Genomic DNA, 25,741 nt, shown 5'->3' with positions numbered 1-25,741 from the left:
GACTTTAAAGATTTTTGAAATGAAAAACATATTAAATCATAAAACCATTTGGATGACAGCGCTGGCAGGGATTCTTACTGCAACCAGCTGTACCAAAGATTTTGATGAAATGAACACCAGTCCGAACAGCCCCACGGCGATCGGGCCGCAGTACCTGCTTCCAACGGGAATCGAAACTTCCATTGACCGCTACTGGGGACATCGCGAAAGGTTTGAAAGGATTAATATTGATGCAGCCGAACTGTACGTGCAGCATTTGACAAGAAACATTTACAGCAATGAAGGTGACGATTACACGGTTTCACCAGCGCTTCTTGCAAATAACTGGAAAGGTTTCTTCAACGACGGACTGCTGAATTTCCAACGCATTATCCTTCAAACCAATGCGGAGTCTGCTACTCCAAATGCAAATTATGAAGGCGTTGCTCTGGTCATGCGCTCATGGGTATTTTCGTTGCTGACTGATATGTACGGGGCAATTCCTTACACCGAAGCCATTCAGGGAACTGCGGCCACTGCGATTTATACGCCAAAGTATGATCCGATGGATGTGGTTTACGCGGGACTTTTGAACGACCTGAAACTCGCAAACGAAAAGCTGATTGTAGGTGGACCTGCCATTGCAGGTGATATTCTGTATGCGGGCGACATTTTGAAATGGAAAAAATTCGCCAACTCCTTGCGTCTTCGTCTGGCAAACCGCCAGGCTGCTAAAAAACCGGCTGAGTCAAAAGCGATTATGGCTGAAATACTTGCCGATGCAGCCAAATTCCCCATTTTCACTAATAATGCGGACAACGCTTCTTTGAAATGTACGGCGGTACTTCCAAGTAACAACGAATGGAACCAGATCCTGATCCAGGGCGGGCGGACGGACTGGAACATCAGCAGCACGCTCGCGGACAAAATGAATGCATTGGGCGACACACGGATTACGGTTTACGCAAACCCAAACAAGGATGGAAAATACCAGGGACATCCGAATGGCCTGCCAGATGCGATTGCAACCAACTACCTCGCGACCAGTTCTACCATCGGAAGTGCATTTACGAAACCGGAGGCGCCCGAAGTGATCATGACATTATCGGAATTGAAATTCATCCTCGCAGAAGCTGCATTGGACGGTGAGATTACCGGTGTCGCAAAAACATATTTCGAAGAGGGGATTGTGGCCTCTTTCGCACAATACGGCCTGACGCCTCCTGCTGATTATCTGACAAAAGTGGGTGCGGTAACGAGAGAGAAAGTTCTTGAACAAAAATGGATCTCATTATTTGGCCAGGGAATTGAAGCCTGGACGGAATGGCGCAGAACAGGTTTGCCGGTTTTCCCCGCGCCTGATCCGCGGGCGGTACTGAATAACGGCGGTATTCTTCCGACTCGCTTCAACTACCCAGCCTCCGAGTACTCACTGAATGCAGCTGCGGTTACTGCCGGGAAAGCACTCAACGGCGCCAGTGACGACATGAAAACCAAATTATGGTGGGCTGAAAAATAGCCGTTTGTTCAAAACCATTTAAGAAATGAGATTATGAAAAACATAAAAAGAATTTTACTCACTGCCAGCCTGTTAGCTCCGGTTATACTTGGAATTTCCTCCTGCGAAGTGGAAGATCCGTTTCTGGACAACAACGTGGCACCGGTACTGGTTGACATTTCAGGCGCTGCATTTGGGGCTCCATTCGCAGGTACACCTTCCGTGGCTTACGATAGTTCGAAACAGGAGCTCACACTGACATCCCGGCTGCTGGAACTTGACAAAACCAATATCCTGGATCATACGAAAGGAATTGATTCGATTCCGGTTGCCAACATCAAGATCGCCATCGCTTTCGACCTGACGAAGACGGTTAAAAAAGATACCTTAAAATTCAACGGTCAGACGTTCATTTTTTCACCTGAAACTTTTAAAGCGAGCGGCAAACTTGGCGACATAACTTCCGATGGAAACGGGGTTGTAACGATCAAAACTACTTACAAAGCGCTTGGGCTGGTTGGTAACCGTATTCAGCGAAAAGACGACATTATTAAGTTGACCTGGACGGGCACGCACAAGGGTATCGCCTTCACAAGGACCTCACAAATGGCAGTAACAAAGAATTAACTGCATTATTCCATTTCAGCGAATTTAAAAGCTTGTCAGATCGCTTTTTACCTAAAAATTAGTCAGAGTTTTCTTAAATTACCATATAGTTATCGTCACATATTACTAAAACAATATAACAATGAACCAAAAAATGGACCGTCGGAATCTACTTAAATCCGGTTTAATGGCAATCGGAGGTATGACTTTGGCTCCGCATCTCAGCATGGGAGCTTTTGCTAACGCACCGTTGTCTTTGGATCCGGAAAATCGCATTTACCGAAGCCCAATGGTGAGGGAACATTTTCTGCCAGCTGACTTTAAAGCACCCAAGATCGTAGCGAAACTTAATGCGAACGAAAATCCATACGGACCACCGATGTCAGCTCAAAAAGCAGTGGCGGAGTCGGTGAAGAATGGTAACCGTTATGCATGGAAAGAAATGTATGATCTGGTCGACAAGATCGCGAAAAAAGAAGGTGTAACTGCAGACCATATCATGATGGGGCCTGGTTCATCGGACCTTTTGGAAAAAGTAGCATTGGTTACTTTTATGAAAGGAAAAGGCAACATCGTTTCGGCCGATCCTTGTTATATGTCCCTGGTACAGGTTGCCAAATCCGTAGGTGCTACCTGGAAACCCGTTCCGTGTACGGCCGACTGGTCGCACGACCTGAAAGCAATGGAAGCTGCGATCGACAGCGAAACCAAACTGGTGTACGTTTGTAATCCAAACAACCCTACCGGCGCAATCACAAAAGGACAAGATCTGCTGGATTTCTGCTCACGTGTTTCTGAAAAAGTACCTGTTTTTGTGGACGAAGCTTACATTGAGCTAGCTGTTGGTGCTGATACCCAGAGCATGGTTTCACTTCTTACTCAAAAGAAAAATGTGATCGTTGCACGTACATTCTCCAAAATCATGGGAATGGCCGGTATCCGTGTTGGTTACATGGTCGCACTTCCATCTTACCTGGAAAGCATCAATAAAATCACCCGCGGTGGAATGGGTATCTCTTACACTTCCATTTTCGCAGCTTCTGCAAGTTTGGACGACAAAGATTTCCAGGGCAATACCCGTAAGCTAAACCACGAAGCGAAACTATATCTCTACGAAAACCTGGACAAAATGGGGTACAAATACATTCCGTCTTACACAAACTTCGTACTGTTCCCAATCAGCATCACAGGAAAAGAATTATTGACGAAAATGAGTGCAAAAGGCGTTCAGGTCCGCTCCTTCGACATTCAGAACAAGCCATGGTGCCGCGTCAGTTTGGGTACAATGGATGAAATGAAGGCATTTGTCGGTGCACTGGGGCAGCTGAGCTAGATAAATAGTAGTTCAGTGTAGTTCGGGTTGGTTTGATGTTGTCATTGGTTGTCATTAGTGGTCATTGATCGTCACTGATTGACATTAATAGTCATTAGTGGTCATTAATAGTCATTGATTGTCACTGATTGACATTAATAGTCATTAGTGGTCATTGATTGTCATTAATAGTCATTGATTGTCATTTATTGTCTTGTATAGTTAGGTGTTGTGGTGTATTGTCAAGTAGAGACATAATTCTGACTTGACAATACAAGCAATAAATGACCAAATGACTACCAATGACCAAATGACCACTAATGACCACCAATGACCAAATGACTACCAATGACCTCCAAAACAATCCCGAACCACTCCGAACCCCCGAACAATAACAGACCACCCAAGTCCCTCCTCCCCCGATTTTTAAAACACTGACATTTCAAAATCGCTTTTGATTATGAATGACGCATTACAAAAAACGATAACACTCCTATTATTAATCGGCTTGGGGCTTTTGCTTAAGTCGAAGTTTAAAAGTAAGGAACAGACGAATGGGATTAAGGAGATAATTTTATCGGTTGCGTTACCATCGACCATCTTCATTTCTCTGATGAAGATCGATATCGATTCTTCCATGATCATTATTCCGTTGGTCACGCTGGTCTTTAACTTTCTAATGTTCTTCTCCGCTCCCCTTGCATTTACATTATTTGGCATTGACAAAAACAGCCCCACCGGCCGGACATTGATGATGCTGATCCCATCGCTCGCACCTGGCTTGTCATGCTTTCCGTTTATTGCCGAGTTTCTCGGAGAAAAAAGCCTGGCGATCGCTGCATTGGCTGATGTAGGTAACAAGTTTTTCGTTTTGATCTCACTCTACATCCTGGCCATGAACATGTTCCTGAAGAACAGTGAGGATAAGGAAACGAAAATGGGCGGTAAACTCAAAAGCTTGTTCGCCAGCATGTTTCAGGAGCCGATAAATGTATTGATCTTTCTCGCGATCATTCTGCTGAGCCTCGGGATCAACTACGCCACGCTCCCATCGGTTGTGACGGATCTTTTTGACAAAACCAGCGCGATGATGACGCCATTAGTATTGTTATTCATCGGTTTGGCAGTGCAACTAAAGGAAGGTAAGAAGCGTATCGTTGCAAGTATACTGTTCTTCAGAGCAGGCATTACCATGCTGATCAGCGCAGGGATGATTTATGTGTTGAATATTAACGACAATTCAATGATCCTTCTGGCCATTGTAATTCCTTTGAGCGCGGCGAGTTTCTGGCCGCTGGCGCATATTTCGGCTTTCAATCTGAAAGAAGATGCCAAAGGTTTACCAAAAGAAAAAAGGACATTTGACCTGGAACTGGCTGTTTTGCTACTGGCTTTTTCCTTGCCGTTCTCAACTATACTGATTCTGGCGATCCTTTCATCGGGTTCATTTTTCGCTCACACCTCCACATTGGTTACAGCAGGCCTGATCCTGATTTCAATGGGTGCATTGCCGAATGCTTTAAGTAAGGTATTTGTAAAAATGTCAAAAGCCTGATTTTTAATTGAATAAACCGATTTATGCACAAATTAGTAGTCACTTCTTTTCTCTCATTGGTTACCTTAAATCTGCTGGCCCAGTCCAACAACCATGCGGAAGAACATATCAAATCGGAAGCGATCATTAAGGTTTCCAAGAAAAAGAAAAACTATAAGTTCTTCTCCGGCAATGCACCGGTTACGATGGCCGATGGTACCACCAAACCCATTGCCGATGTGAAACTGGGCGAACATGTGAAAACGTGTAAAAATGGCAAAAGCACAACTACCCAGGTAAAACAAATTGACGTGTATAACGAGCCTAACTTTTCATTGACAGCATTTTACCTTCGTCCCGCGGATACAAATCACGAAAGCAGCAACCACCAGATCGTTCCTGCATTGCTGCTGGAAGCCACGCCACATCACATGGTGCAGACAAAAAAAGGCAAAAAGCGAATGAGCCGGTTATCGAAAAGGGACATTTTGTACCATTATGAGCCTTCCACTGGACTGGTGTCTTCCTGGAAGATCGGAGCCGTCAAACAGAATGCGCGTACCGTGAGCAAGGCATATAACCTGGCTACCGAAGATGGTACGTACCTGGTAGACAATGTGATGGTTGCCAATAATTAGCATTCACGATTTACTCATCGTTCCGCCAAAGTTCTTCGGGGCTTTGGCTTTTTTGTTGCTTTCCATTTTCCAAAATTGCCATCTACGAAAACCTTTGCGACCTTTGCGGCCAATCATCCATCTAAAAACCTCAACGTGTCCGACCATAACATTTCAGCGAGTCCCAAAGATCTGGGCTTTACATTTCCACCGGAATGGTTTCCACACCGGGCTACCTGGCTCACGTTTCCTCATAATGAGGCTTCATGGCAGGGAGACAAACTGGACAGGATGCGTCCGCAGTATCTGGAATTTATCAAACAGATCAGTCAGGGCGAGCATGTAGGAATTATTGCCAACGACGAAAAGCTGAAACAGTTCGTGATTCAGGAACTGACCAAAATCAATGTCGATCTGGCGAAAATTGAATTTGTAATAAAACCAACAAATGATGCCTGGTGCCGCGATCACGGACCTTCTTTCGTGATTAACCAGGAAACCGGCCAGAAAATGATCGTGGACTGGGGGCATAATGCCTGGGGTGGAAAGTATCCGCCTTATGATGACGATAACCGCACGCCGAGAGCCATTGCGGAACATTTAAAGCTCCCGATTATCGAGCCGGGAATTATCATGGAGGGCGGGGCGGTAGAATTCAATGGGGCCGGAAGTTTGCTGACCAGCAAATCGTGTCTTTTGAACCTGAACCGTAACCCGCATTTAAGTCAAAGTCAGATCGAAGAAACGCTTTGCAATTTTTATGGCGTTGAGCAGATTCTCTGGGTAGAAGGCGGCATAGTGGGCGACGATACTGACGGGCATATCGATGATACCACGCGTTTTGTGAATGAAGATACGGTCGTAGCCTGTGTGGAAACGGATGTCAATGATGAGAATTTTGAAATTTTATATACCAATCTTAAAATGCTTCACAACATGCGGCTGGTAAATGGAAAACAGCTGAATGTGATTGAACTGCCCATGCCAAAAGCGGTTGTGATCGACGGTTTCCGTACACCGGGGTCTTACGCCAACTTCCTGATTTGTAATGCGGGTGTAATTGTACCTGTGTTTAATAACCCAAATGATCAGATAGCGATTGATATTCTGGAAAAAGCATTTCCCGGAAGAAAGATCATTCCGCTACTCGCTACTGAAATTATCTGGGGCCAGGGAAGTTTCCATTGCCTGAGCCAGCAGGAGCCTTTGATTTAAGCGGCTCTTACTGCTTCTTGAATTTAAATTCCGTTCCATAATAGTTTACCTCCAATTTGAGGTATTCGCTCTTGACGTATAGATGTCCCTGATAAATGGTTCCCAATACGTCTACGGAGTAATTATATTTGTTGGTATAAGAAAATTCAATTTCACTCACATTGCTGATCTTTATCCCAGAAATAGTCGTATCGCTAAAAACTGACGGGGTTCCTTTAAAAGGGGTATAGATACTGGTCATGTGCATTTTAACCGTATTGTCGGATTCTTTCTCAACAGCCCACAAAAGCTTTCTTAATTCGCCCATCGTGTTATAAGATTCCAAAATATAAGAACCGACCAGAAATTCCGTCATATCCGGTTTCACATCATCCTTATTTGAACAACCGGACAGAAACATAATAATTAGCAAGAGGTACAAATTTTTCATGGAAAGTGTCCGGTTGAGGTTTTGATACACTAATATTAACCATAAGTAACTGACTCTTAACTATTCTACCCGACTTAATTCTTCCCAGCCTTCCCTTTCGTGCAGAAACACATTATAATCCACAAATCCCCTGATCCCGTCGGCCCAGCCTTTTTCGCTGTGTTGCCAAAATAATACGTGGGCATCGGAAGCCAGGTCGTTCAGGTTGTTGCGGGAATAGCCGGCCAGCCAGAGCGGGTATTCATCGAAGTTTCCCGCAATGTATTTTTTGTAGAAATGCTCATTTACATAAATGATCGGCTTCACGCCATAATGCGCCTCGATCTGTTCCAGCCAGTTTCTTACACCTTTGATAATGATATCGTCGGGCTTGCCGGCATGTGATTCCAGGTCGAGTACCGGCGGCAGATCGCCAGGTTCCATTCGTACCTGGCCAATGAAATTCTGCACCTGCCGATCCGACATGACCCTTGGGTTGTAAAAATGATAGGCACCCCGTTTCATTCCCACTCTTTTCGCCTCACTCCAGTTGCGTTTGAACTGCCGGTCGAGATGCGTCGCGCCTTCGGTTGCTTTTATATACACAAAGTCGATCCCGACATTGTTTGAGCGCGTGTTAACCAGCTTGTCCCAGTTGATCTTCGCATTGTGATGTGAAACGTCGATCCCGTGGATCGGGTACTTCAATGGCAGCCGGATCCCAAACTTACTGATGAACTCCCATTGGTTCTCGTCTTTCGAGTCGCGCCACCAAATAATGCCCCCGACTACCAAAAAAACGGCAACAATGATGACCCAGGCCTTTTTCGGCAATGGCTTTATGTATGTAATGTTACTCCTGGAAGCCTTTATTTTCCTCTTTGCCATAGATCACAAAAATACGAAAGATCGGTTATCTCGGCATATTACCATTCACTTTCAGAAACTACCACTCATGTACTATGCATTACATAGTACCTAGTATCACCTTATGTTTGTCATGTTCAAAGAGAGCAACAACCAATCACCTTTAAATAGCCATTAGCCATGAAAACTTCCATTAAATCAATCGCATTAGCAGTCGCTTTTTCAGCAGTATTCGCATTCAACTCATTTGCTGACGACAAAGAAGCAAAAAAGGCAGGTTTCGGAACCGGCATCTTTGCTTCGAAAAGCGGTAAGATCCACATCAATGTAGACAAATATGGTTCTGAAAACACCGCCATTGTTGTCACAAATGGAGCCGGTCAACTCATGTACCGCGAAGTGATGGGCAAAGGCGTGAGCAAAAGCAGAACAGCATTAAATGTCTCCGATCTGCCGGCAGGAAACTATCGCATCGAAATTTCTTCCAAAAGTGGAAAAGAGGTAAAAAGATTTAACCTGACAGACGAAAAAGCCGAGCGCGAAATCAGTCTTAACTAATATTTCCTTACTCAACTCCAGTACTTACCATATCAAACCTTAAACGATCCATTAGCCATGAAAACTTCACTTAAATCAATCGCATTAGCAGTCGCTTTCTCAGCAATATTCGCATTCAACTCGTTTGCGGACGACAAGGAAGGTAAAAAAACCGCCAGCTTCGGAACCGGTGTCTTCGCCTCGAAAAGTGGTAAAATCCACATTAATGTAGACAAGTATTCAAATGAAAATACCGCGGTAATAGTGACGGACCAGTCGGGTAAGCTGATGTACCGGGAAGTACTTGGAAAAGGAGTAACCAAATTAAGAACTGCTTTGAACGTATCAGACCTGCCAGCCGGAAGTTACCGCATTGAGATCACGTCGAAAAGCGGTAAAGAAGTGAAAAGTTTCAGTGTAACCGATAAAGTTGCACAACGCACGATCAGCATCAAGTAAGCCTTACGTTAACAGTGATTCCAAGAGACCCGGACGATTCGACCGGGTCTTCTTTGGCATTTGGTATCTCAAATCACGACGTTCACAATCCGTTGGGGAACCACCACCATCTTTTTCAAGGCTTTGCCTTCCATCCATTTCTGTACCGTTTCGTTGGCAAGTACTTCCGCTTCGATTTCAGAGGCTGGCTTATCCACCGGAAATGCCAGTGTTACCCTCACTTTTCCATTGATCTGGATCGGATATTCGAAAACCGAATCGGTAACATACTGCAATTCCCATTTCGGGAAAGGCGCTTTTGAAACCATTCCTTCCTCATTTCCCAATGCACTCCATAATTCTTCGGAAATGTGCGGGGCATACGGTGAAAGCAATACGACGAGCTCTTTTAAAATGTCTTTACTCTGGCATTTAAGACTACTCAGCTCATTCACACAAATCATAAATGCACTTACAGCAGTATTGAACGAGAAGTTTTCAATGTCTTCTTCGATCTTTTTAATGGTTTTATGTAAAATCCGCAGTTCCTCCGGTTTTGCCGGAACGTCTTTCACCACCCATTGACCCAGGTCATTATAGAATAACCGCCAAACTTTACGAAGGAATTTATAAGTTCCGTCGATACCATTTGTATTCCACGGTTTTGCCTGATCCAGCGGCCCGAGAAACATTTCGTAGAGGCGCAATGTGTCCGCACCGTATTTCGCAACAATGTCATCCGGATTGACCACATTGAACTTGGATTTCGACATTTTCTCTACCTCAACCCCACAAATGTATTTTCCGTCTTCGAGGATAAACGTTGCTTCGGACCCGGCGATGTCAAGTCGGGTTGCTTTGAATTTTTCAACATCCAGTACATCGTTTTCAACGATGTTCACATCCACATGCAAAGCCGAAACTTCATATTCTGATCTCAAACCTGCACTTACAAATACCGGTTTGTTATAATCATCGCCTTTGACCCGGTACACAAAATTACTGCGCCCCTGGATCATTCCCTGATTGATTAGCTTTTTGAACGGCTCTTCCTCCGGAACGTAGCCACGATCCTTCATGAATTTGTTCCAAAACCGGCTGTATAACAAATGCCCCGTGGCATGTTCGGTGCCGCCGATGTACAGATCCACATCACGCCAGTAGCCGATTGCTTCTTTCGACGCAAATTCGTTTTGGTTCTGCGGGTCCATATACCGGTACCAGTACCAGCTGCTGCCAGCCCAGCCTGGCATCGTGCTCAGCTCATGTCCATTCCCCGAGCCATGAGCCCAATCCTGAGCGCGGCCTAATGGCGGCTCTCCGTTTTCGGTCGGCAAATATTTGTCTACTTCGGGCAGGTTCAATGGCAACTCATTCAGATCCAACAGGTAGGGTACGGGCTGACCTGAACTGTCATTTTTATAGTAAACAGGAACAGGTTCTCCCCAGTAGCGCTGACGGCTGAAAACCGCGTCGCGCAAACGATAATTGATCTTACCTTTTCCAATCCCTTTTTCTTCCAAAAAGTTGATCAGCACTTTATTGGCTTCGTGAAACGTCAATCCGTTAATGATACCCGAATTGATGTATTTACCTTCCTTCGTCGAATCCGCCTGCGTTTCCGTACCCTTTTGCGAGTCCAGGATGGGGATAATGGGAAGATCGAAATGCTTCGCGAAGTTCCAGTCGCGCTGATCGCCCGAGGGCACCGCCATCACTGCGCCCGTTCCGTAACCTGCCAGCACATAGTCCGCAATGTAAACGGGTATTTTGGTGCCATCGAAAGGATTAATAGCGTATGCTCCGGTAAATGCACCCGACACCGTTTTCACGTCGGACATGCGGTCACGTTCCGATTTTTTCTGTGTCATTGAAATGTAAGCATCGATATCCCCGCGCTGTTCTGCCGTAGTAATGATATCCACAAGTTCATGCTCCGGTGCGAGTACCATGAATGTCACCCCATAAATCGTATCGACCCGGGTTGTGAAGACTTCGATTGAGGACTTAGTAAAAGGTAAAATGTGAGAAGTGAGTAGTGCACCCATCTCACTTTTCACATCTTCACTTTTTACATCACCTTCCCAAATATCAAACTTTACCAATGCCCCCACCGATCTTCCGATCCAGTTGCGTTGCTGTTCTTTTAAGGAATCCGTCCACTCTACCGAGTCCAGCCCGTCGAGTAACCGTTGCGCGTAGGCGGTAATGCGCATCATCCACTGGCGCATCAGTTTTTGGATCACAGGAAATCCCCCCCGCTCCGAAACTCCGTCTTTTACCTCGTCATTCGATAAAACCGACCCAAGGCCCGGGCACCAGTTTACTGTTGCGTCGGCAACGTAGGTAAGCCGGTATTTCAAGGTCATTTTATATTGCTGCTCTTCCGTCCAGGAATTCCATTCTTCGGCGGTGAAGGCCGGGGTATCCTCGTCATGAGGCGCATTTATCGCTTTATTTCCCTGCTTGCTAAACTTTTCGGTCAGCGTTTCAATGGATTCCGCTTTGTCGGAGTCGTGGTTGTACCAGCTGTTGAAAAGCTCGGTAAAAATCCACTGCGTCCATTTATAATAGTTTGGATCTGACGTCCGCACTTCGCGGGACCAGTCGTAGCTCAAACCCAGGTTTTTCAACTGCTCGATATAGCGCGTGATGTTCTGCTCCGTAGTCACCGCCGGGTGCTGGCCGGTCTGTATCGCATATTGCTCGGCCGGAAGACCAAAGCTGTCGAAACCCATCGGGTGCAGCACATTAAACCCTTTCAATCTTTTGTATCTCGAATAAATGTCCGAGGCAATGTAACCCAGCGGGTGCCCCACATGCAAACCGGCGCCCGACGGATACGGAAACATATCCAAAACATAATATTTGGGAAGCTCCGACTCATTTGAAACCCGAAATGTGCCTTGCTGCTGCCAGTAATCCTGCCACTTCTTTTCTATTTCCCGATGACTATATTCACCCATATCGTTGTTAATTTAAATGCGTTCCGGCGCTTAGCCGTTGATAATGTCCTGTTCGTTGCGGACTGACGGTTTACAAATCCAATTGCAAAACGGGAGCGCAAAAATAGCCTTTTTGATATTAATCAGGTCATTTAGTCTCATATAACCTGTACATAATCCGTCGGGATCGGCTGTTTGTAGAATTGCATACCCAATTTACCATGCAAACCGGTCAGGAACCCGGGGCATGGGTTTTTAAATAATTTTAGTAATTCATCAATACAATTAAAACAACGATTACTATGAAAAACATTATGATTGCGCTGTGTGCGATGATGATTGTGAGCTACTCGGCATCAGCTCAATATGACCCGGCTTTTCGGTTTGGTATAAAAGCGGGTGCAAACTTGTCCAATATTAACGGCAGCAACGATTTATCGCTAAATTCGACCCAGTCCGCCTTCAGTTTCAAAGACAACGACAACCGTTCTCTGGGTTTTGTAGGCGGTGTATTTTTCAGGTTTGGTAAAACTTTTTACATCCAGCCTGAACTTCTTCTTTCTCAAAAAGGAGGCAGGTTTAATGTGTATGAGGACGGTGTCCAGAATTCTGACGGAAAAGTAGACGTTCGTTTTTCCAACTTCGATGTGCCCGTGTTGTTTGGTGTGCGGGTTGCCAAGTTTTTCAGGATTAACGTAGGACCGATGGCTTCTTACCGATTGACCAGCAATGGCAAACTGGGCGATTCATTTGACGTAATCACAGGCAGCAATTCCGGTGCGGAATTCAAAAACCGCATTGCCTATGGTTATCAGGCAGGAGTTGGGTTTGATTTCGGAAGGCTGGCGCTGGACGTTCGCTATGAAGGAAATTTCACGGAACTGGTTGATGTCAATTTCAACAATGCGACCACAGCATCACAGTTTGGTAAAAAAGGTAATCTGTTCCAGGCAACTTTAGGATTCTCGATTCTTTAAGAAATTCAGCCTGGCAGTGAGAAACGGAGTTTGTCAATCGACAGATTCCGTTTTTTATTTTCGTAGTTTCGGGCTTCCCGGCGGCGATTTCTACTTTTGTGTTTCTTTGACTAATTTCCCGTAAGGTAAACCCTACCCTTTCCGGGCTTCATTCATTCAGCAAAGTGGCGATAAATACAGATAACGTAAGACTGGTATTCGGATTAAAGCTTAAACAACTCCGGCTTGACAAAGGGATGTCTCTCAGTGAGCTTTCCCAGAAGTCGGGGCTTTCGATTTCTTATATCAACGAAATTGAAAAAGGGAAAAAATATCCCAAATCCGACAAGATCCTCGCATTGTCCCGCGCGATGGATGTCGATTACGATACGCTGGTATCGCTCAAACTAAGCAAGCGACTCGAACCGATCTCAGATCTGCTCAGCTCAAATGTACTTACAGAACTTCCATTAGAGCTTTTCGGAATAGATCCCGCCAATTTATTAGAAATACTTTCGGATGCCCCGATGAAGATCAGCGCGTTTGTAGGGACACTGATCGAGATTGCGCGAAATTATAATATGTCCATTGAGAAATTCTATTTTTCAGCCCTGCGGACTTATCAGGAAATGCATGATAATTATTTCGAGGACATTGAGCTGGAAGCGGAGCGATTTTTGGAAGAAAGCCATGTGGAGGCCGGGCGGTTACTTGACGAAACTTATCTGGCTGAAATACTTAAAACCAAATTCAATTACACGATCGACCCGATCAACGAGCGGGTTAACCCCGAGTTTTCTACTGTAAGATCGCTGACCATCACGAACCCTTTGGGAAACCGGTTACTGATCAACACGCATTTATCTTCCGTGCAGCGTGCATTTGTTTATGGCAGAGAAATCGGTTACCTGTATTTAAACCTCAAAAACAGGCTGCATACCACTGCATTGGTGGAAGCAGAATCGTTTGAGCAACTTCTGAACAATTTCAAAGCATCGTATTTCGCCAGTGCGATCATTATTAAAAGAAGTTTGCTCGTTCCAGCCATTACAGAGTTTTTTGCACAAAAAACCTGGCAACCGGAAAAGCTGATCCAACTGATTCACGATTTCAACACTACACCCGAATCGTTTTGCTACCGGCTGAGTAATGTACTTCCACGCTATTTTGGGATCAACCAAATCTTTTTTTCGAGGTTCAATAACTTCGTGGGGCAAAATGTATTTGATATGACGAAGGAAATGCACATTTCCAGAAAGCATTATCCGCATACTGTGAAAGACGAACATTATTGCAGAAGGTGGGTCGCGCTCACCATTTTAAATGATCTGGCTGAGGTTATTCAGCAAAAAGGACAACCCGGCATTCTCTGTAAAGCACAGAAATCAACCTATATCGATACCCAGGACCAGTACCTCGTGATCAGTTTCGCGCAACAAATGTCCCCCACGCCCAATCTAAATGTAAGTGTATCCATGGGCATTTACCTCGACGATGCGACCAAAGAAAAACTGGCATTTCTGGACGATCCGAATCTGCATTCAAGAGATGTGAACCAGACGTGTGAGCGTTGCTCGCTGTTCGATTGCCGGGAACGCATTGCTGCGCCCATTATTCTTCAGAAAAGGCACAAGAATGAAGAACTGAGAAAAGCATTGAGAAGGATCATTCATTGATAGGGGTTTTACTGGGTATAACTGTCTGTATGTTGACAAGAGAAATTCGCAGATTAAAAAATTCTTAGAATTTAAGCTGTCAAATTTTATGATTATACACCCAACTATATTTACACCTTATTTGTAGATACGATTATGCCTGGCACCTATGACTTTGAGGATCTTTTACTAAAACTATCCACCCCGTTTTATGTAATTCTCATTGTCCTGGAAATATTCCTGACTTATCGTCAACCGCATCCGGAGCATTCTATCCGCCGTTCCTATTCTTTCAAAGACAGTCTTACCAACGCATTGTTAATGCTCATAAATGGCGGTGTGGATCTGCTTTTCAGGGCTGTTTACGTGGGGGTTTTGATCTGGTTTTACAATTTTGCGTTGGTATCTCCTATACAAAACCCATATGTATATTGGGCTTTGCTTTTCCTGCTCGAAGACCTTGCTTTTTATACTTTGCATTATGTGGATCACCATTGCCGGCTTTTCTGGGCGGTTCATGTGACGCACCATTCGTCGGAGCATTTCAATTTAACTACCGGGTTCCGTTCTTCTGTTTTTCAGCCTTTGTACCGTTTTATCTATTTTATTCCATTGGCGCTGATCGGCTTCGATCCGGCTGATATCATCGTCATGTATTCACTTACACAGATTTACGGCATCATCGTCCACACCGAATATGTGAACAAGCTGGGCTGGCTTGAATACATTTTTGTTACACCGTCGCACCACCGCGTTCACCACGCCAGCAATGTGCAGTACCTGGATAAAAATATGGGGATGTGTTTGATTGTCTGGGACCGTGTTTTCGGGACTTTTCAGGAAGAACTACCTGCTGTACCACCCAGATATGGCTTAACAAAATCGGTTGTGTCCGAAACGCTGGCAAACACGGTTTTTCACGAATGGAAAGAGATCGGAAAGGATTTTCGTCAGCCAACTGACTTCAAAACGAAATTGAAATACCTTTTCAAAGCACCCGGCTGGTCGCCGGATGGATCGCGAAAGACAAGTAAGGATTTGCAAAAGGAAGTGGAATCAGGCGTACGCTAATTTGCCTTTTGCCCGCGGAATCTCTCTTCCTAATTCTTTCGCCGTCTCAATCCACTGATCGATCACGATTTGCGCATTTGCCAAAGCTTCGCCTCTGGTAGATCCATCGGCTACACAACCCGGCAATTCGGGAACTTCGACGATAAACCGATTATCATCCTCGCTCCAATACATAATTATTTCGTACTTACTATTCATAACTGACAAGACTATATTTCAAAATAATCGATCTCACTTGTTTAACCTGATATGGCTTTGCTTTGTTTCCATCGGGTTGGATATTTACAATTTCCAAAACATTTGCCATATAAAAAATTCGATGGCTGCCAGCTGTTGTTTTTTCTGTAAAACCAAGTGATAACAACACCGATCTTAAATCTTCAAATCGGAAATTATTGTCAGCCGATCCTGACAAAAGCTTTGTAATCAGCTTTTCTAATTTACCCATTAACGCTCCAGTTAAACACCAAATACACTAGAGACATATTTCATGTCGATAATGTGTGCTTGAACGGCATTTATTGTTTTCGGTGACGTTTTTTCAAGGCATTGCTCTAAAACCAGATGTGGCTTCACATTGAGCTCGTTGAGTGATTTGGCCAACCTTATATAATCGATATCTCCTTCAGAAAATGTTTCCTGCCAGATACCACCTTTCGATTGTCTGATATGCAGCTCGACAATGCGTTTGCCATACAACTTCACGATGTCAAATAAAGCGACCTGTGAATTCCCCGAGCCGCGGTAAACCCAATGCACATCCAGACAAAGCGACACATTTTCAGGTTTTGTAGCCAGCAGCATGTGATGAAATTCCCGTGCAGCGGCCCGCAACTCCACATCATGCGTGTGGTATGCGAGGGTAATGCCTTTCTTTTTCAGCTCGGCCCCAAGCTTGTCCAGGTTTTTAGCTTGTTCGGCAAGTTCATCGTCCGACTTATTCTGGTCGCTACCCCATTTGATCGGGTTAGGATTGGTGACGATAATTTTTGTATCAGCCGGTTTTAATGCGTCGGCGATTTCCAAAACAGATTTAATGGATTTAGCACTTTCCTCTGCATGATGTAATGTACTATTCACATAAACCGATGGCATTACCAGCTTATATTTTTTCAGATAAGGAAGCAGTTTAGTCACCTCGGCCGCATTGTTGAATGCAGGTTCATATGCTTTAATGCCTGTTGAAGCAAACTCACCAAGCGAAACATCCAAATCCGCTCCCCATTCCCGGCCTTCCCTGGCGTAAAAAGTAATCCACGAATATTGATTGCAGGAAACCGGATATTGGGTCAAATGCGCTGGCGCAAATTCTGATTCCGGCAGAAAAGCGACCCCGCTTGAAACTGCTAATGTGCTGAGAAATTTTCGTCTGTTCAATGCCATATTACAAGTCAGATAGGGATCCGGTAACTTCCTATCAAAGTGAAAGTCCCCGGAATGTTACCCTCATTGAATGGAAACTCTCCTTAACTTTGCAGCATTAAAGGATAAATCCCTTTCCAATGCAACATACGCTTCAACTTACCCTCGCGCCGGAAGTGGCGCTGGACGACGAACAATTTCGTCAGCATATCATTAAAAAACTCCGTTTGCGCGACGTTGACGACGTCTTTATCCGCAAAACACGACAATCGATTGATGCCCGGAGCCGGCAGATCAAGGTAAATGTACAGGTCGAAGTGTATGTGCGTGAAATTCCTGCATCACTGATCAGCTACCAGTTCAAATATGGTCAGGTACAAAACCATCCGCAGGCGATCATTATAGGCTGCGGCCCGGCTGGGATGTTCGCCGCACTCCGGCTTATTGAGCTGGGTATCAAACCTGTGATCTTCGAAAGAGGCAAAGATGTGCGGGCGAGACGTCGTGATCTCGCGGCTATTAATAAGGATCATGAAGTAAATCCGGAATCCAATTACTGTTTTGGCGAAGGTGGCGCGGGAACTTATTCAGATGGCAAGCTTTATACCCGTTCAAACAAACGGGGCGATATCCGGCGCGTACTGGAAATCTTCGTGAACCACGGCGCAAGCGAACAGATCCTGATCGACGCCCACCCGCATATCGGCACCAATAAACTACCGGTTGTCGTCTCTCAAATGCGTGAGAGTATTTTGAAGGCAGGGGGCGAAATCCATTTCGATACCAAAGTAATAGACCTCATTATTAATCAGAATATGATCAAAGGAGTTGTTACCCATGATGGTAAAGAACATATTGGCATTGGCGTAATCCTCGCCACCGGACATTCGGCGCGGGATATTTACGAAATGCTTTTTGCAAAAAATATCCGGATCGAGAGGAAGTCATTTGCGATGGGTGTACGCATTGAGCATCCGCAAAATACGATCGACAAAATCCAGTATCACTGCGAAACGGACCGTGGCCCATATCTGCCGGCAGCATCGTACAGTCTTGTTACCCAAACCCGTTACAAAGGCATTCAGCGGGGTGTTTTTTCGTTTTGCATGTGCCCGGGCGGCTTTATTGTTCCGGCAGCGACAGCTTCGGGGGAAGTGGTCGTGAATGGAATGTCACCTTCTCGCCGGGATTCACCGTATGCGAATTCGGGCATTGTCGTGTCTGTGGAAGAGGCTGATCTGGAAGCATATAAAGAGTTCGGACCGCTCGCGGGCTTGCATTATCAGCAGGAAATGGAGCAGGCAGCGTGCCGGCTGGCCGGATCCACTCAAACTGCTCCGGCCCAGCTCGCCACTGATTTTGTGAAAGGTAAAATGTCTGCGCAGTTGCGGGATACATCTTATCAGCCGGGTTTGCATGCCGTTGATTTATATGAAGTTCTGCCGGAAAACATTGCCTATCCATTAAAAGAAGCACTTTCGGATTTTGGTAAAAAAATGAAAGGATACTTATCCGCCGACGCGCAATTGATCGGTGTAGAGAGCCGCACTTCCTCCCCCGTCCGCATTCCAAGAGAACGTGAAAGCTGTGAACATCCGGAGGTTAAAGGCCTGTTTCCGTGCGGGGAAGGCGCAGGGTATGCGGGAGGCATCATGTCCGCCGCGATGGATGGCGAAAGATGCGCGGAGCAACTGGCAAAGTTGTATGCACCAGCCTGATGCAATAACTCAGCAATAGAAATGGTAATTGTTATATTTGTGTAACTTGGATTAAATGCGGCAGTCCACCAAAACTCAACTGATCTTAATTCATGCCTTGTATGGCCACACTAGAATTCTTCTCAACATTTACAGAACAACTGACTAAAAAACTCACATTCCCGCTTCCTGGCGAGTCGGCGCACCAGGTTATGCAAGCTTCTTCCCGGCTGCGCCTTACTTTCAAACCAAATGCGAGGACCCGTAAAAGCGCGATCCTCATTTTATTTTATCCACACAAAAACGAAATCTATTTTCCCCTGATCCTTCGCCCCGCCTACGACGGCGTGCATTCGGGTCAGGTAGCGTTTCCGGGGGGTCGATACGAACTCACCGATAAAGACCTTGTCCAAACCGCATTGCGGGAAGCACAGGAAGAAATCGGATTGCGGCTTAATGACGTGAAGATCCTCGGATGCCTCACCGAACTGTTTATTCCCGCAAGTAATTTTTATGTTTTGCCGGTCATCGCCGCCATGCCCTACCGACCCGACTATTATCCCGATCCCCGCGAGGTAGAAGAAATTTTCGAGATCAAACTGGAAGATATTTCCGACTCGGATATCATCGGATCGAGCGACATACAAGTGCGTGGCGAACAGGTACATGCGCCACACTATATGGTACAGGGGTACAAAATCTGGGGCGCCACGGCGATGATGATCAGTGAGCTTCTGACTGTACTGAATGCCCCGGGAGCTGAACCGGAAAACTAAATTTTATCGCTTTAATTGCTATATTAGCAGGTAAATCAAACACATCTTCCGGTCGTTTTCGCCCTTTTCCGCTCTTCGGAACGGATCAGTTCTTCCGCGAAACCCGGCGAGATGGATGCCATAATTTTACTGAGTATTTAAAACCTGGTTCCTCCTTCATTTATGGACGAAAACGGAGCTACGCCTGACGTAGAAGATAGCGGATTGCATGATAAACTGCCCATATCGGGCTTATATGAAAACTGGTTTCTCGATTATGCTTCTTATGTAATTCTGGAACGTGCTGTTCCCGCAGTTGAAGACGGCTTGAAACCCGTTCAGCGGCGGATTATGCACGCATTGAATGAAATGGATGACGGGCGTTTCAATAAGGTGGCAAACGTCGTCGGTTCGTCGATGCAGTATCACCCGCACGGGGATGCCTCCATTTACGATGCCATTGTTAATGTTGGTCAAAAAGAACTTTTGTTTGATACCCAGGGAAACTGGGGCGACATCCGCACCGGTGACAGTGCCGCTGCCGCGCGTTATATTGAAGTAAGGTTATCCCGTTTCGCCAAAGAAATTGTTTTCAATGACGATACCACCGAATGGCAGCTATCGTATGACGGCCGTAAACGCGAGCCGGTAACATTGCCGGTCAAATTCCCATTATTGCTTTCATTGGGCGTGGAGGGGATTGCTGTTGGCTTGTCCACTAAAATCCTTCCCCATAACTTCTGCGAGCTGATCGAAGCCTCCATCAGTATTTTGCAGGGAAAAGACATCACCATCTTCCCGGACTTCCTCACTGGCGGCCAAGTCGATGTTTCCAATTATAATGACGGGCATCGTGGCGGAAAGGTACGGGTTCGTGCCAGGATTGAGGAAGAGGATAAGAAAATGCTGGTGATCCGCGACATTCCGTTTGGCACCACCACCACTTCACTGATCGATTCCATTATCAAAGCCAACGATGGTGGAAAGATCAAGATCAAAAAAGTTGTTGATAATACGGCTGCGGAAGTGGAGATCCAGGTGCACCTCGCGCCGGGCGTTTCGCCGGATATTACCATGGATGCCTTGTATGCATTCACGGAATGTGAAGTATCCATTTCGCCCAATGCGTGTATCATTATCGCCGACAAGCCTCACTTTGTGGGTGTTACAGATATTTTAAAATACAATACCCAGCAAACAGTTCATTTACTCCAACGTGAACTGGAAATAAAAAGGCTGGCATTACTTGAAAAAATCCTTTACGGATCTCTTGAAAAGATCTTCATCGAAAACCGCATTTACCGCGACATCGAGGAATGCGAAACGTTTGAAGCCGTGATCCGCACGATTGATAAAGGCCTGGAACCATATAAATCCCTGTTTTACCGAGAAATCACAGATGATGATATTGTCGAACTGACTGAGATCAGGATCAAACGTATCTCGAAATACGACGGTTTCAAAGCCGACGAGCAGATGCGCAAATGGCAGGATGAATTGACCGAAACGGAAGATAATCTTGCCAACATCACCCGCTTCGCGATTGATTATTATAAAGATCTTCTAAAGAAATACGGAAAAGGACGAAGCCGCAGAACTGAGATCCGCGCATTCAACCAGATATCGGCAAATATCGTAGCTGCCAACAATCAGAAATTATACGTAAACCGTGCGGAAGGATTTATTGGTTATGGTTTGAAAAAAGATGAATTCGTGATGGATTGTTCCGACATCGATGACATTATTGTTTTCAAAGCCGACGGTAAATGCCTGGTAACCAAAGTGCAGGAAAAAGTTTTCGTAGGAAAAGACATTATCCATTGTGCCGTTTTCCTCAAAAACGATGAACGTAAAGTCTATAACCTGGTTTATCTCGACGGGAAAACAGGAGTATCCTACATTAAAAGATGCCAGATCACCGCAGTCACCCGCGACCGCGAATATGATCTGACCCAGGGAACCCCGAAATCTAAAATCACCTATTTTACCCCAAATGAAAATGGGGAGGCGGAAATCATTACCGTAAACCTAACCGCCCAAAGCAAAGCCAAGGTGAAGCAGTTCGATTTCAATTTTGCGGATCTGCTGATTAAAAACCGGAGTGCAATGGGCAATATCCTGACCAAATATCCGGTCCGGAAAATTACGATGAAACAAGCCGGACGGTCCACGCTCGGAGGTGTGGATATGTGGTTCGACCCGATCATCGGGCGATTGAACCGCGACGAGCGAGGAGAGTATCTCGGCAATTTCGGTCCGTCCGACAGCATTCTGGTGATCTACAAAGAGGGTAGCTACGAACTCACGAATTTTGATCTTACCAATCATTATGAATCGAATGAAGTGTTGCTGGTCAGGAAGTTTGACCCGACACTTGTTCTTACCGCATTGTATTTTGACAATGGACAGAAACAGCATTTCATTAAACGTTTTAATATCGAGACATCTTCTCTGGACAAGAAATTCTTGTTTATAAGCGATGTAAAAAACAGTAAGCTGCTGCTTGCCAGCACAGACAAACGTCCGCGCCTCGAAATTGTTTACCCAAAAACAGCGCAAAAAGAGCAAACGAGCATCGAGTATATCATTGAAGAAATGGTAGACATCCGGGGCTGGCGGGCTATGGGTAATAAGCTTCCGAATGATAAGTTTAAAGATGTGCGCTGGCTCGCACCCGTTCCCGATCCTGTGGAAGAATTACCTGAGCCAACCAGTGACGAAAACGAGACCGGCGTAGAAACCGAAACGGTAACTGACCATTCGGAAGAAACTTCCGCGGACACTTTGACGGAAAATACTGTTATCTTAACTGAGGCAACACCGGAAGAAAATATGAATGAGGAACCTGATGAAGAAGACGGCGAAGAAAAAGCATCTTCCAAACAAAAAAAGGATAATAAAAAGGGGCCCGATTCTTCGAAAAGTCAGTTAGGATTGTTTGAGTAGGGATTTTTATTTAAAAAACGAGCAACAGAAGGCACTGCATTCTGCGTACAGTCCGGAAACAAAAGCTATGAAGTACGCAGAACGGAAATATGAACTAAAACGAAAAGTTATAGCAGGAAAACCGGAGTACAGAATTGAAAAAGTTGATCAAAATCATATTGGCGTTGCTTTTTGTCTGCATGGTTTTCATCCTGCTCTGCAACCTTTGGGTCGTATATTGTACCCGCCAGTATAACTACTTTTCAATCGAAAGCTTACCGTCGAATGACGTTGCGCTGGTGTTAGGCACGAGCCGCAAATCTGAAAAAGGGAAAGAAAATCTTTTTTTTAAGTACCGCATGGAAGCCACGGCAAGGCTTTTTAAAGAAGGGAAGATCAAGTACATTATATTAAGTGGGAACAACGATTCCCAGTATTATAATGAACCGCTGGACATGCAGCGCGCATTGTTGAACCTTGGAATCCCTGAAAATGTGATGACACTGGATTACGCCGGTTTCAGGACATTCGATTCGATCATCCGATGCAAGGAGGTTTTCAATCAGACGAATTTTACGATTATCTCGCAGAACTTTCACAATGCACGCGCACTATATATAGCACATAATGAGGATATTGAAGCAATATCATTTGCCGCACAAGATGTCCCTGACGGATACTCCCTTCGGACTTTGATCAGAGAATATCTTGCCCGGCCCAAAGCGGTACTGGATGTTCACATCCTTCGCCCGCCTGCCGACGTGACTTCCAATAATGAGATTAAGAAAAAATGAAAAAAGGGAATGGAAGGAAATTTACGTCAGCGACATCGGTTCCAGGATCACGCTCAAAATCGATCACATTATATTTACTTTTAGTTGCATTAATAACCAGCGTTTCTTCTTTCGCCCAGACTTCATACATCATAAAAGGAAAGGTAACGGATGCCTCCACAGGTGATCCCATTCCGTTCGCGAACATTGGGATCAAGGCCACTGTTTCAGGAACCAACACCAACTTTGACGGCTTTTACCAGCTTACTTTCACACCGCCGGCCGACTCCATTCAGGTTACTTACGTCGGCTACGAGAGCCGCGCGAAAGCAATTGTCCCTAATCTTGCCGAGCAAACGATTGATATTCAACTTACTCCGGGCACAACCCAGCTGAAAGAAGTAAAGATATTTGCCGGGGAAAATCCGGCGTGGGCTATCATTCGAAAAATCGTCGCGAATAAGAAACGGAACAATGCGGATGATCTGGAAGCCTATGAATATCAGAGCTATAACAAGATCCAGATTGACATTGATAACCTTTCCGAAAAATTCCGGAACAGGAAATCGGTCAAAAAAATGACCCACATTGTCGACAAGTACGACGAGGTGAAAGGCGAGAATGGAGAGACCATTATCCCGATTTTCATTTCCGAATCGGTCTCAGATGTGTATTATCGTAAAAACCCGAAAAAGAAAAAAGAGATCATCAACAAAACGAAGGTTTCGGGCGTGGGACTTACGGATGGTAGTCTTGTTTCCCAGCTTATCGGTTCTTCATTTCAGCAATACAATTTTTACAATAACTGGCTGAATATCCTCGAAAAGGATTTCGTCTCGCCGATCTCGGATAGCTGGAAATTGTATTATGAATATTATCTGGCCGACAGTGTTTCAAATGGTTCAAGCTATGATTATCACATTGAATTCGAGCCGCGGCAGGAACAGGATCTTGCATTTACAGGCTCGTTTTGGGTGGATGGCGAAACCTTTGCGTTGACGCAAATGGATGTGAATGTTGGCAAAAAAGCGAATCTCAATTTCATCGAAAAGATCAAGATCCAGCAATCTTACGAGCTGTTTACGGATGAAAAAACCTGGATTCCATTGAAAACCAGGGTACTCATCGATGTAGACGAACCGACGAAGCAAACGGCTGGAATGCTGCTGAAATTTTACTCGGCTAATTCGAAATACAAGATTAACAATCCCCGCGACCCCAAGTTTTACGATTCGGCCATTGAACTGAAAGAGAATTACAAAGATTCTGATTCTACTTTTTGGGCTAAAAGTCGGCCGGAAGCATTAAGTGCCACAGAGCAGCTAAGCTTCCAATTGGTTGATTCGCTGAAAGTTTTGCCAGTTGTCAAAACCTACACCGAGATCCTCAACATCCTGGTGAATGGATATAAGAAAATTGACAAATGGAACATTGATATCGGCCCGTACCTTTTTTTGTATGCCAATAATAAAGTCGAGGGGCACCGGGTACGGCTTGGGTTCCGAACAGATCCGGGTTTCAGCAGAAAATGGATTTTCAGCGGCTACGGGGCCTATGGTACGAAAGATGGGGAATTTAAATACGGGGCTGGAATGGATTATATCATCGACCGCAAACCCTGGACAATGGCTGGCATTTCCTACTCGAAGGATTTGGAAAGACTTGGCGTCTCCGCAGAAACCATCGGGCCTAATACCCTTTTTGGCGCATTTTCGAGATTTGGGGCATTTCGGCGACCTTACTGGCAGGAAGACATTTCCGCGTATTTTAAACGGGAACTGGTGAAAGGTTTAACCGGCAGCGTGCAGATCAGACACCGGAATTTCATTCCGCTTTTCCCGTTTACTTATCGCACAAATCCTTCGGCCGGGGCCGATTCACCTGTCAAAAGTTCATTTGATATCACCGAAATCAATCTCGAAACCAGGCTTGCAAACAAAGAGACTTTTTTGCAAAACGATAATGAGCGCATTAGTATGGGTAATGGAAACTCTCCGGCTTTTACTTTTCGCTATACGCTGGGAGTCAAGCATTTACTAGGCGGAGATTTCAATTATCAAAAGTTATCTTTTAATGTCAAGCAAAGTTTCCGTACAGGTGTTATCGGCCGGACTTACTACAATGTGACATTTGGCTACATTCCTTCGACCCTTCCCTACCCTTTGTTATACACGCCACTTGGAAATGAATCGCTCTTTTATGTGGATAATGCTTTCAATCTGATGCGGTATTTTGAGTTCATCAGCGACAGGTACATTGCGTTGAGAATGGAGCATAACTTCGAAGGTTTTCTTCTCAACCGGATCCCTGCTATCCGCAAACTCAAATTGAGAATGCTGGCGACCGGTAAAATGTTTTATGGAAGTGTCAGTGAGGCAAATCTGGCATTGACAAAAACGACAGACGAAACAGGCAGCGAAATCCAAACGTTCAGCAGGCTGAAAGACAGACCATATCTGGAAGTAGGTTATGGGATTGATAATATTTTCAAAGCCGGCAGAATTGACTTTGTGCACAGGCTGACTTACCTCAATAATCCCAATGTGACGCCGTTTGCGGTGAAGATTTCCTTCTGGTTTAGTCTTTAATG

At 45.1% G+C, this 25,741-nt stretch carries 22 protein-coding genes; 16 read left to right on the top strand and 6 right to left on the bottom strand.

Annotated features, from left to right (window positions below):
* Positions 1-19: 19 nt before the first annotated feature.
* The 6 genes from LZG72_RS09355 to LZG72_RS09330 all read left to right on the top strand — a co-directional run bounded on the left by LZG72_RS09355 (position 20) and on the right by LZG72_RS09330 (position 6,761).
* Complete coding sequence (locus LZG72_RS09355; protein ID WP_233870699.1) at positions 20-1,498, top strand: SusD/RagB family nutrient-binding outer membrane lipoprotein; 1,479 nt, start codon at positions 20-22, stop codon at positions 1,496-1,498.
* Between the two features lie 33 nt (positions 1,499-1,531).
* Positions 1,532-2,104, top strand: coding sequence for a hypothetical protein (locus LZG72_RS09350; protein WP_233870697.1), 573 nt, complete (start codon positions 1,532-1,534; stop codon positions 2,102-2,104).
* Between the two features lie 121 nt (positions 2,105-2,225).
* A complete protein-coding gene (locus LZG72_RS09345) occupies positions 2,226-3,416 on the top strand; it encodes a histidinol-phosphate transaminase (protein ID WP_233870695.1) in 1,191 nt (396 codons plus the stop codon).
* A 439-nt stretch (positions 3,417-3,855) separates the two neighbouring features.
* A complete protein-coding gene (locus LZG72_RS09340; protein ID WP_233870693.1) occupies positions 3,856-4,950 on the top strand; it encodes a hypothetical protein in 1,095 nt (364 codons plus the stop codon).
* A gap of 23 nt (positions 4,951-4,973) precedes the next feature.
* Positions 4,974-5,567, top strand: a complete 594-nt coding sequence (locus LZG72_RS09335) for a hypothetical protein (RefSeq protein ID WP_233870691.1) — start codon at positions 4,974-4,976, stop codon at positions 5,565-5,567.
* Between the two features lie 150 nt (positions 5,568-5,717).
* Positions 5,718-6,761: an agmatine/peptidylarginine deiminase gene (locus LZG72_RS09330; RefSeq protein ID WP_409017687.1), complete on the top strand. Its 1,044-nt coding sequence runs from the start codon at positions 5,718-5,720 to the stop codon at positions 6,759-6,761.
* Positions 6,762-6,768: 7 nt separating this feature from the next.
* Here LZG72_RS09330 and LZG72_RS09325 read toward each other — a convergent pair whose 3' ends face one another.
* Both LZG72_RS09325 and LZG72_RS09320 read right to left on the bottom strand, forming a co-directional pair.
* A complete protein-coding gene (locus tag LZG72_RS09325) occupies positions 6,769-7,191 on the bottom strand; it encodes a hypothetical protein (protein ID WP_233870689.1) in 423 nt (140 codons plus the stop codon).
* A gap of 60 nt (positions 7,192-7,251) precedes the next feature.
* Complete coding sequence (locus tag LZG72_RS09320) at positions 7,252-8,058, bottom strand: glycoside hydrolase family 25 protein (protein ID WP_233870686.1); 807 nt, start codon at positions 8,056-8,058, stop codon at positions 7,252-7,254.
* Positions 8,059-8,217: 159 nt separating this feature from the next.
* On the opposite strand from LZG72_RS09320, the gene LZG72_RS09315 reads away from it, so the two are divergent.
* Both LZG72_RS09315 and LZG72_RS09310 read left to right on the top strand, forming a co-directional pair.
* Positions 8,218-8,595, top strand: a complete 378-nt coding sequence (locus LZG72_RS09315) for a T9SS type A sorting domain-containing protein (protein ID WP_233870683.1) — start codon at positions 8,218-8,220, stop codon at positions 8,593-8,595.
* 57 nt (positions 8,596-8,652) lie between these two features.
* A complete protein-coding gene (locus LZG72_RS09310) occupies positions 8,653-9,033 on the top strand; it encodes a T9SS type A sorting domain-containing protein (protein ID WP_233870680.1) in 381 nt (126 codons plus the stop codon).
* A 68-nt stretch (positions 9,034-9,101) separates the two neighbouring features.
* Here LZG72_RS09310 and leuS read toward each other — a convergent pair whose 3' ends face one another.
* On the bottom strand, positions 9,102-11,978 hold the full coding sequence (gene leuS, locus LZG72_RS09305; protein WP_233870677.1) for a leucine--tRNA ligase: 2,877 nt from the start codon (positions 11,976-11,978) through the stop codon (positions 9,102-9,104).
* A gap of 281 nt (positions 11,979-12,259) precedes the next feature.
* Between leuS and LZG72_RS09300 the strand changes: the two genes are divergently transcribed.
* From LZG72_RS09300 to LZG72_RS09290, 3 genes are all read left to right on the top strand, one after another.
* Positions 12,260-12,934 carry a porin family protein gene (locus tag LZG72_RS09300; protein WP_233870674.1) on the top strand — a complete coding sequence of 225 codons (675 nt, stop codon included), beginning with the start codon at positions 12,260-12,262 and terminating at the stop codon, positions 12,932-12,934.
* Positions 12,935-13,098: 164 nt separating this feature from the next.
* Positions 13,099-14,589 (top strand): helix-turn-helix domain-containing protein, encoded by a 1,491-nt coding sequence (locus tag LZG72_RS09295; RefSeq protein WP_233870671.1) that lies wholly within the window; start codon positions 13,099-13,101, stop codon positions 14,587-14,589.
* A gap of 135 nt (positions 14,590-14,724) precedes the next feature.
* Positions 14,725-15,639 (top strand): sterol desaturase family protein, encoded by a 915-nt coding sequence (locus LZG72_RS09290; protein WP_233870668.1) that lies wholly within the window; start codon positions 14,725-14,727, stop codon positions 15,637-15,639.
* Here LZG72_RS09290 and LZG72_RS09285 read toward each other — a convergent pair.
* From LZG72_RS09285 to LZG72_RS09275, 3 genes are read right to left on the bottom strand one after another with little or no spacing between them, the layout of a single operon-like run.
* The gene (locus tag LZG72_RS09285; protein WP_233870665.1) at positions 15,625-15,837 is read right to left on the bottom strand and encodes a type II toxin-antitoxin system HicB family antitoxin; all 213 of its coding nucleotides are present in this window, start codon (positions 15,835-15,837) and stop codon (positions 15,625-15,627) included. The genes LZG72_RS09290 and LZG72_RS09285 overlap by 15 nt on opposite strands.
* A complete protein-coding gene (locus LZG72_RS09280; protein ID WP_233870662.1) occupies positions 15,830-16,087 on the bottom strand; it encodes a type II toxin-antitoxin system HicA family toxin in 258 nt (85 codons plus the stop codon). The genes LZG72_RS09285 and LZG72_RS09280 overlap by 8 nt, the downstream gene beginning before the upstream one ends.
* 11 nt (positions 16,088-16,098) lie before the next feature.
* Positions 16,099-17,022 carry a sugar phosphate isomerase/epimerase gene (locus LZG72_RS09275; protein ID WP_233870660.1) on the bottom strand — a complete coding sequence of 308 codons (924 nt, stop codon included), beginning with the start codon at positions 17,020-17,022 and terminating at the stop codon, positions 16,099-16,101.
* 119 nt (positions 17,023-17,141) lie between these two features.
* Here LZG72_RS09275 and LZG72_RS09270 point away from each other — a divergent pair, with 119 nt between their 5' ends.
* The 5 genes from LZG72_RS09270 to LZG72_RS09250 all read left to right on the top strand — a co-directional run bounded on the left by LZG72_RS09270 (position 17,142) and on the right by LZG72_RS09250 (position 25,739).
* Entirely contained in the window at positions 17,142-18,719 is a 1,578-nt protein-coding gene (locus LZG72_RS09270; RefSeq protein ID WP_233870657.1) for an NAD(P)/FAD-dependent oxidoreductase, read from the top strand.
* A gap of 101 nt (positions 18,720-18,820) precedes the next feature.
* Positions 18,821-19,474, top strand: a complete 654-nt coding sequence (locus tag LZG72_RS09265; protein ID WP_233870654.1) for a CoA pyrophosphatase — start codon at positions 18,821-18,823, stop codon at positions 19,472-19,474.
* Positions 19,475-19,636: 162 nt separating this feature from the next.
* Positions 19,637-22,399, top strand: a complete 2,763-nt coding sequence (locus tag LZG72_RS09260; protein ID WP_233870651.1) for a DNA gyrase/topoisomerase IV subunit A — start codon at positions 19,637-19,639, stop codon at positions 22,397-22,399.
* A gap of 179 nt (positions 22,400-22,578) precedes the next feature.
* Positions 22,579-23,172: an ElyC/SanA/YdcF family protein gene (locus LZG72_RS09255; RefSeq protein ID WP_310590553.1), complete on the top strand. Its 594-nt coding sequence runs from the start codon at positions 22,579-22,581 to the stop codon at positions 23,170-23,172.
* The gene (locus LZG72_RS09250; RefSeq protein WP_233870646.1) at positions 23,169-25,739 is read left to right on the top strand and encodes a DUF5686 and carboxypeptidase-like regulatory domain-containing protein; all 2,571 of its coding nucleotides are present in this window, start codon (positions 23,169-23,171) and stop codon (positions 25,737-25,739) included. The genes LZG72_RS09255 and LZG72_RS09250 overlap by 4 nt, the downstream gene beginning before the upstream one ends.
* Positions 25,740-25,741: the final 2 nt, after the last annotated feature.

Origin of the sequence: Dyadobacter sp. CY323 (assembly GCF_021390245.1) — a bacterium.
Taxonomy (GTDB): Bacteria; Bacteroidota; Bacteroidia; order Cytophagales; family Spirosomataceae; genus Dyadobacter.
This window is presented reverse-complemented; position numbering and strand designations above follow the sequence as displayed.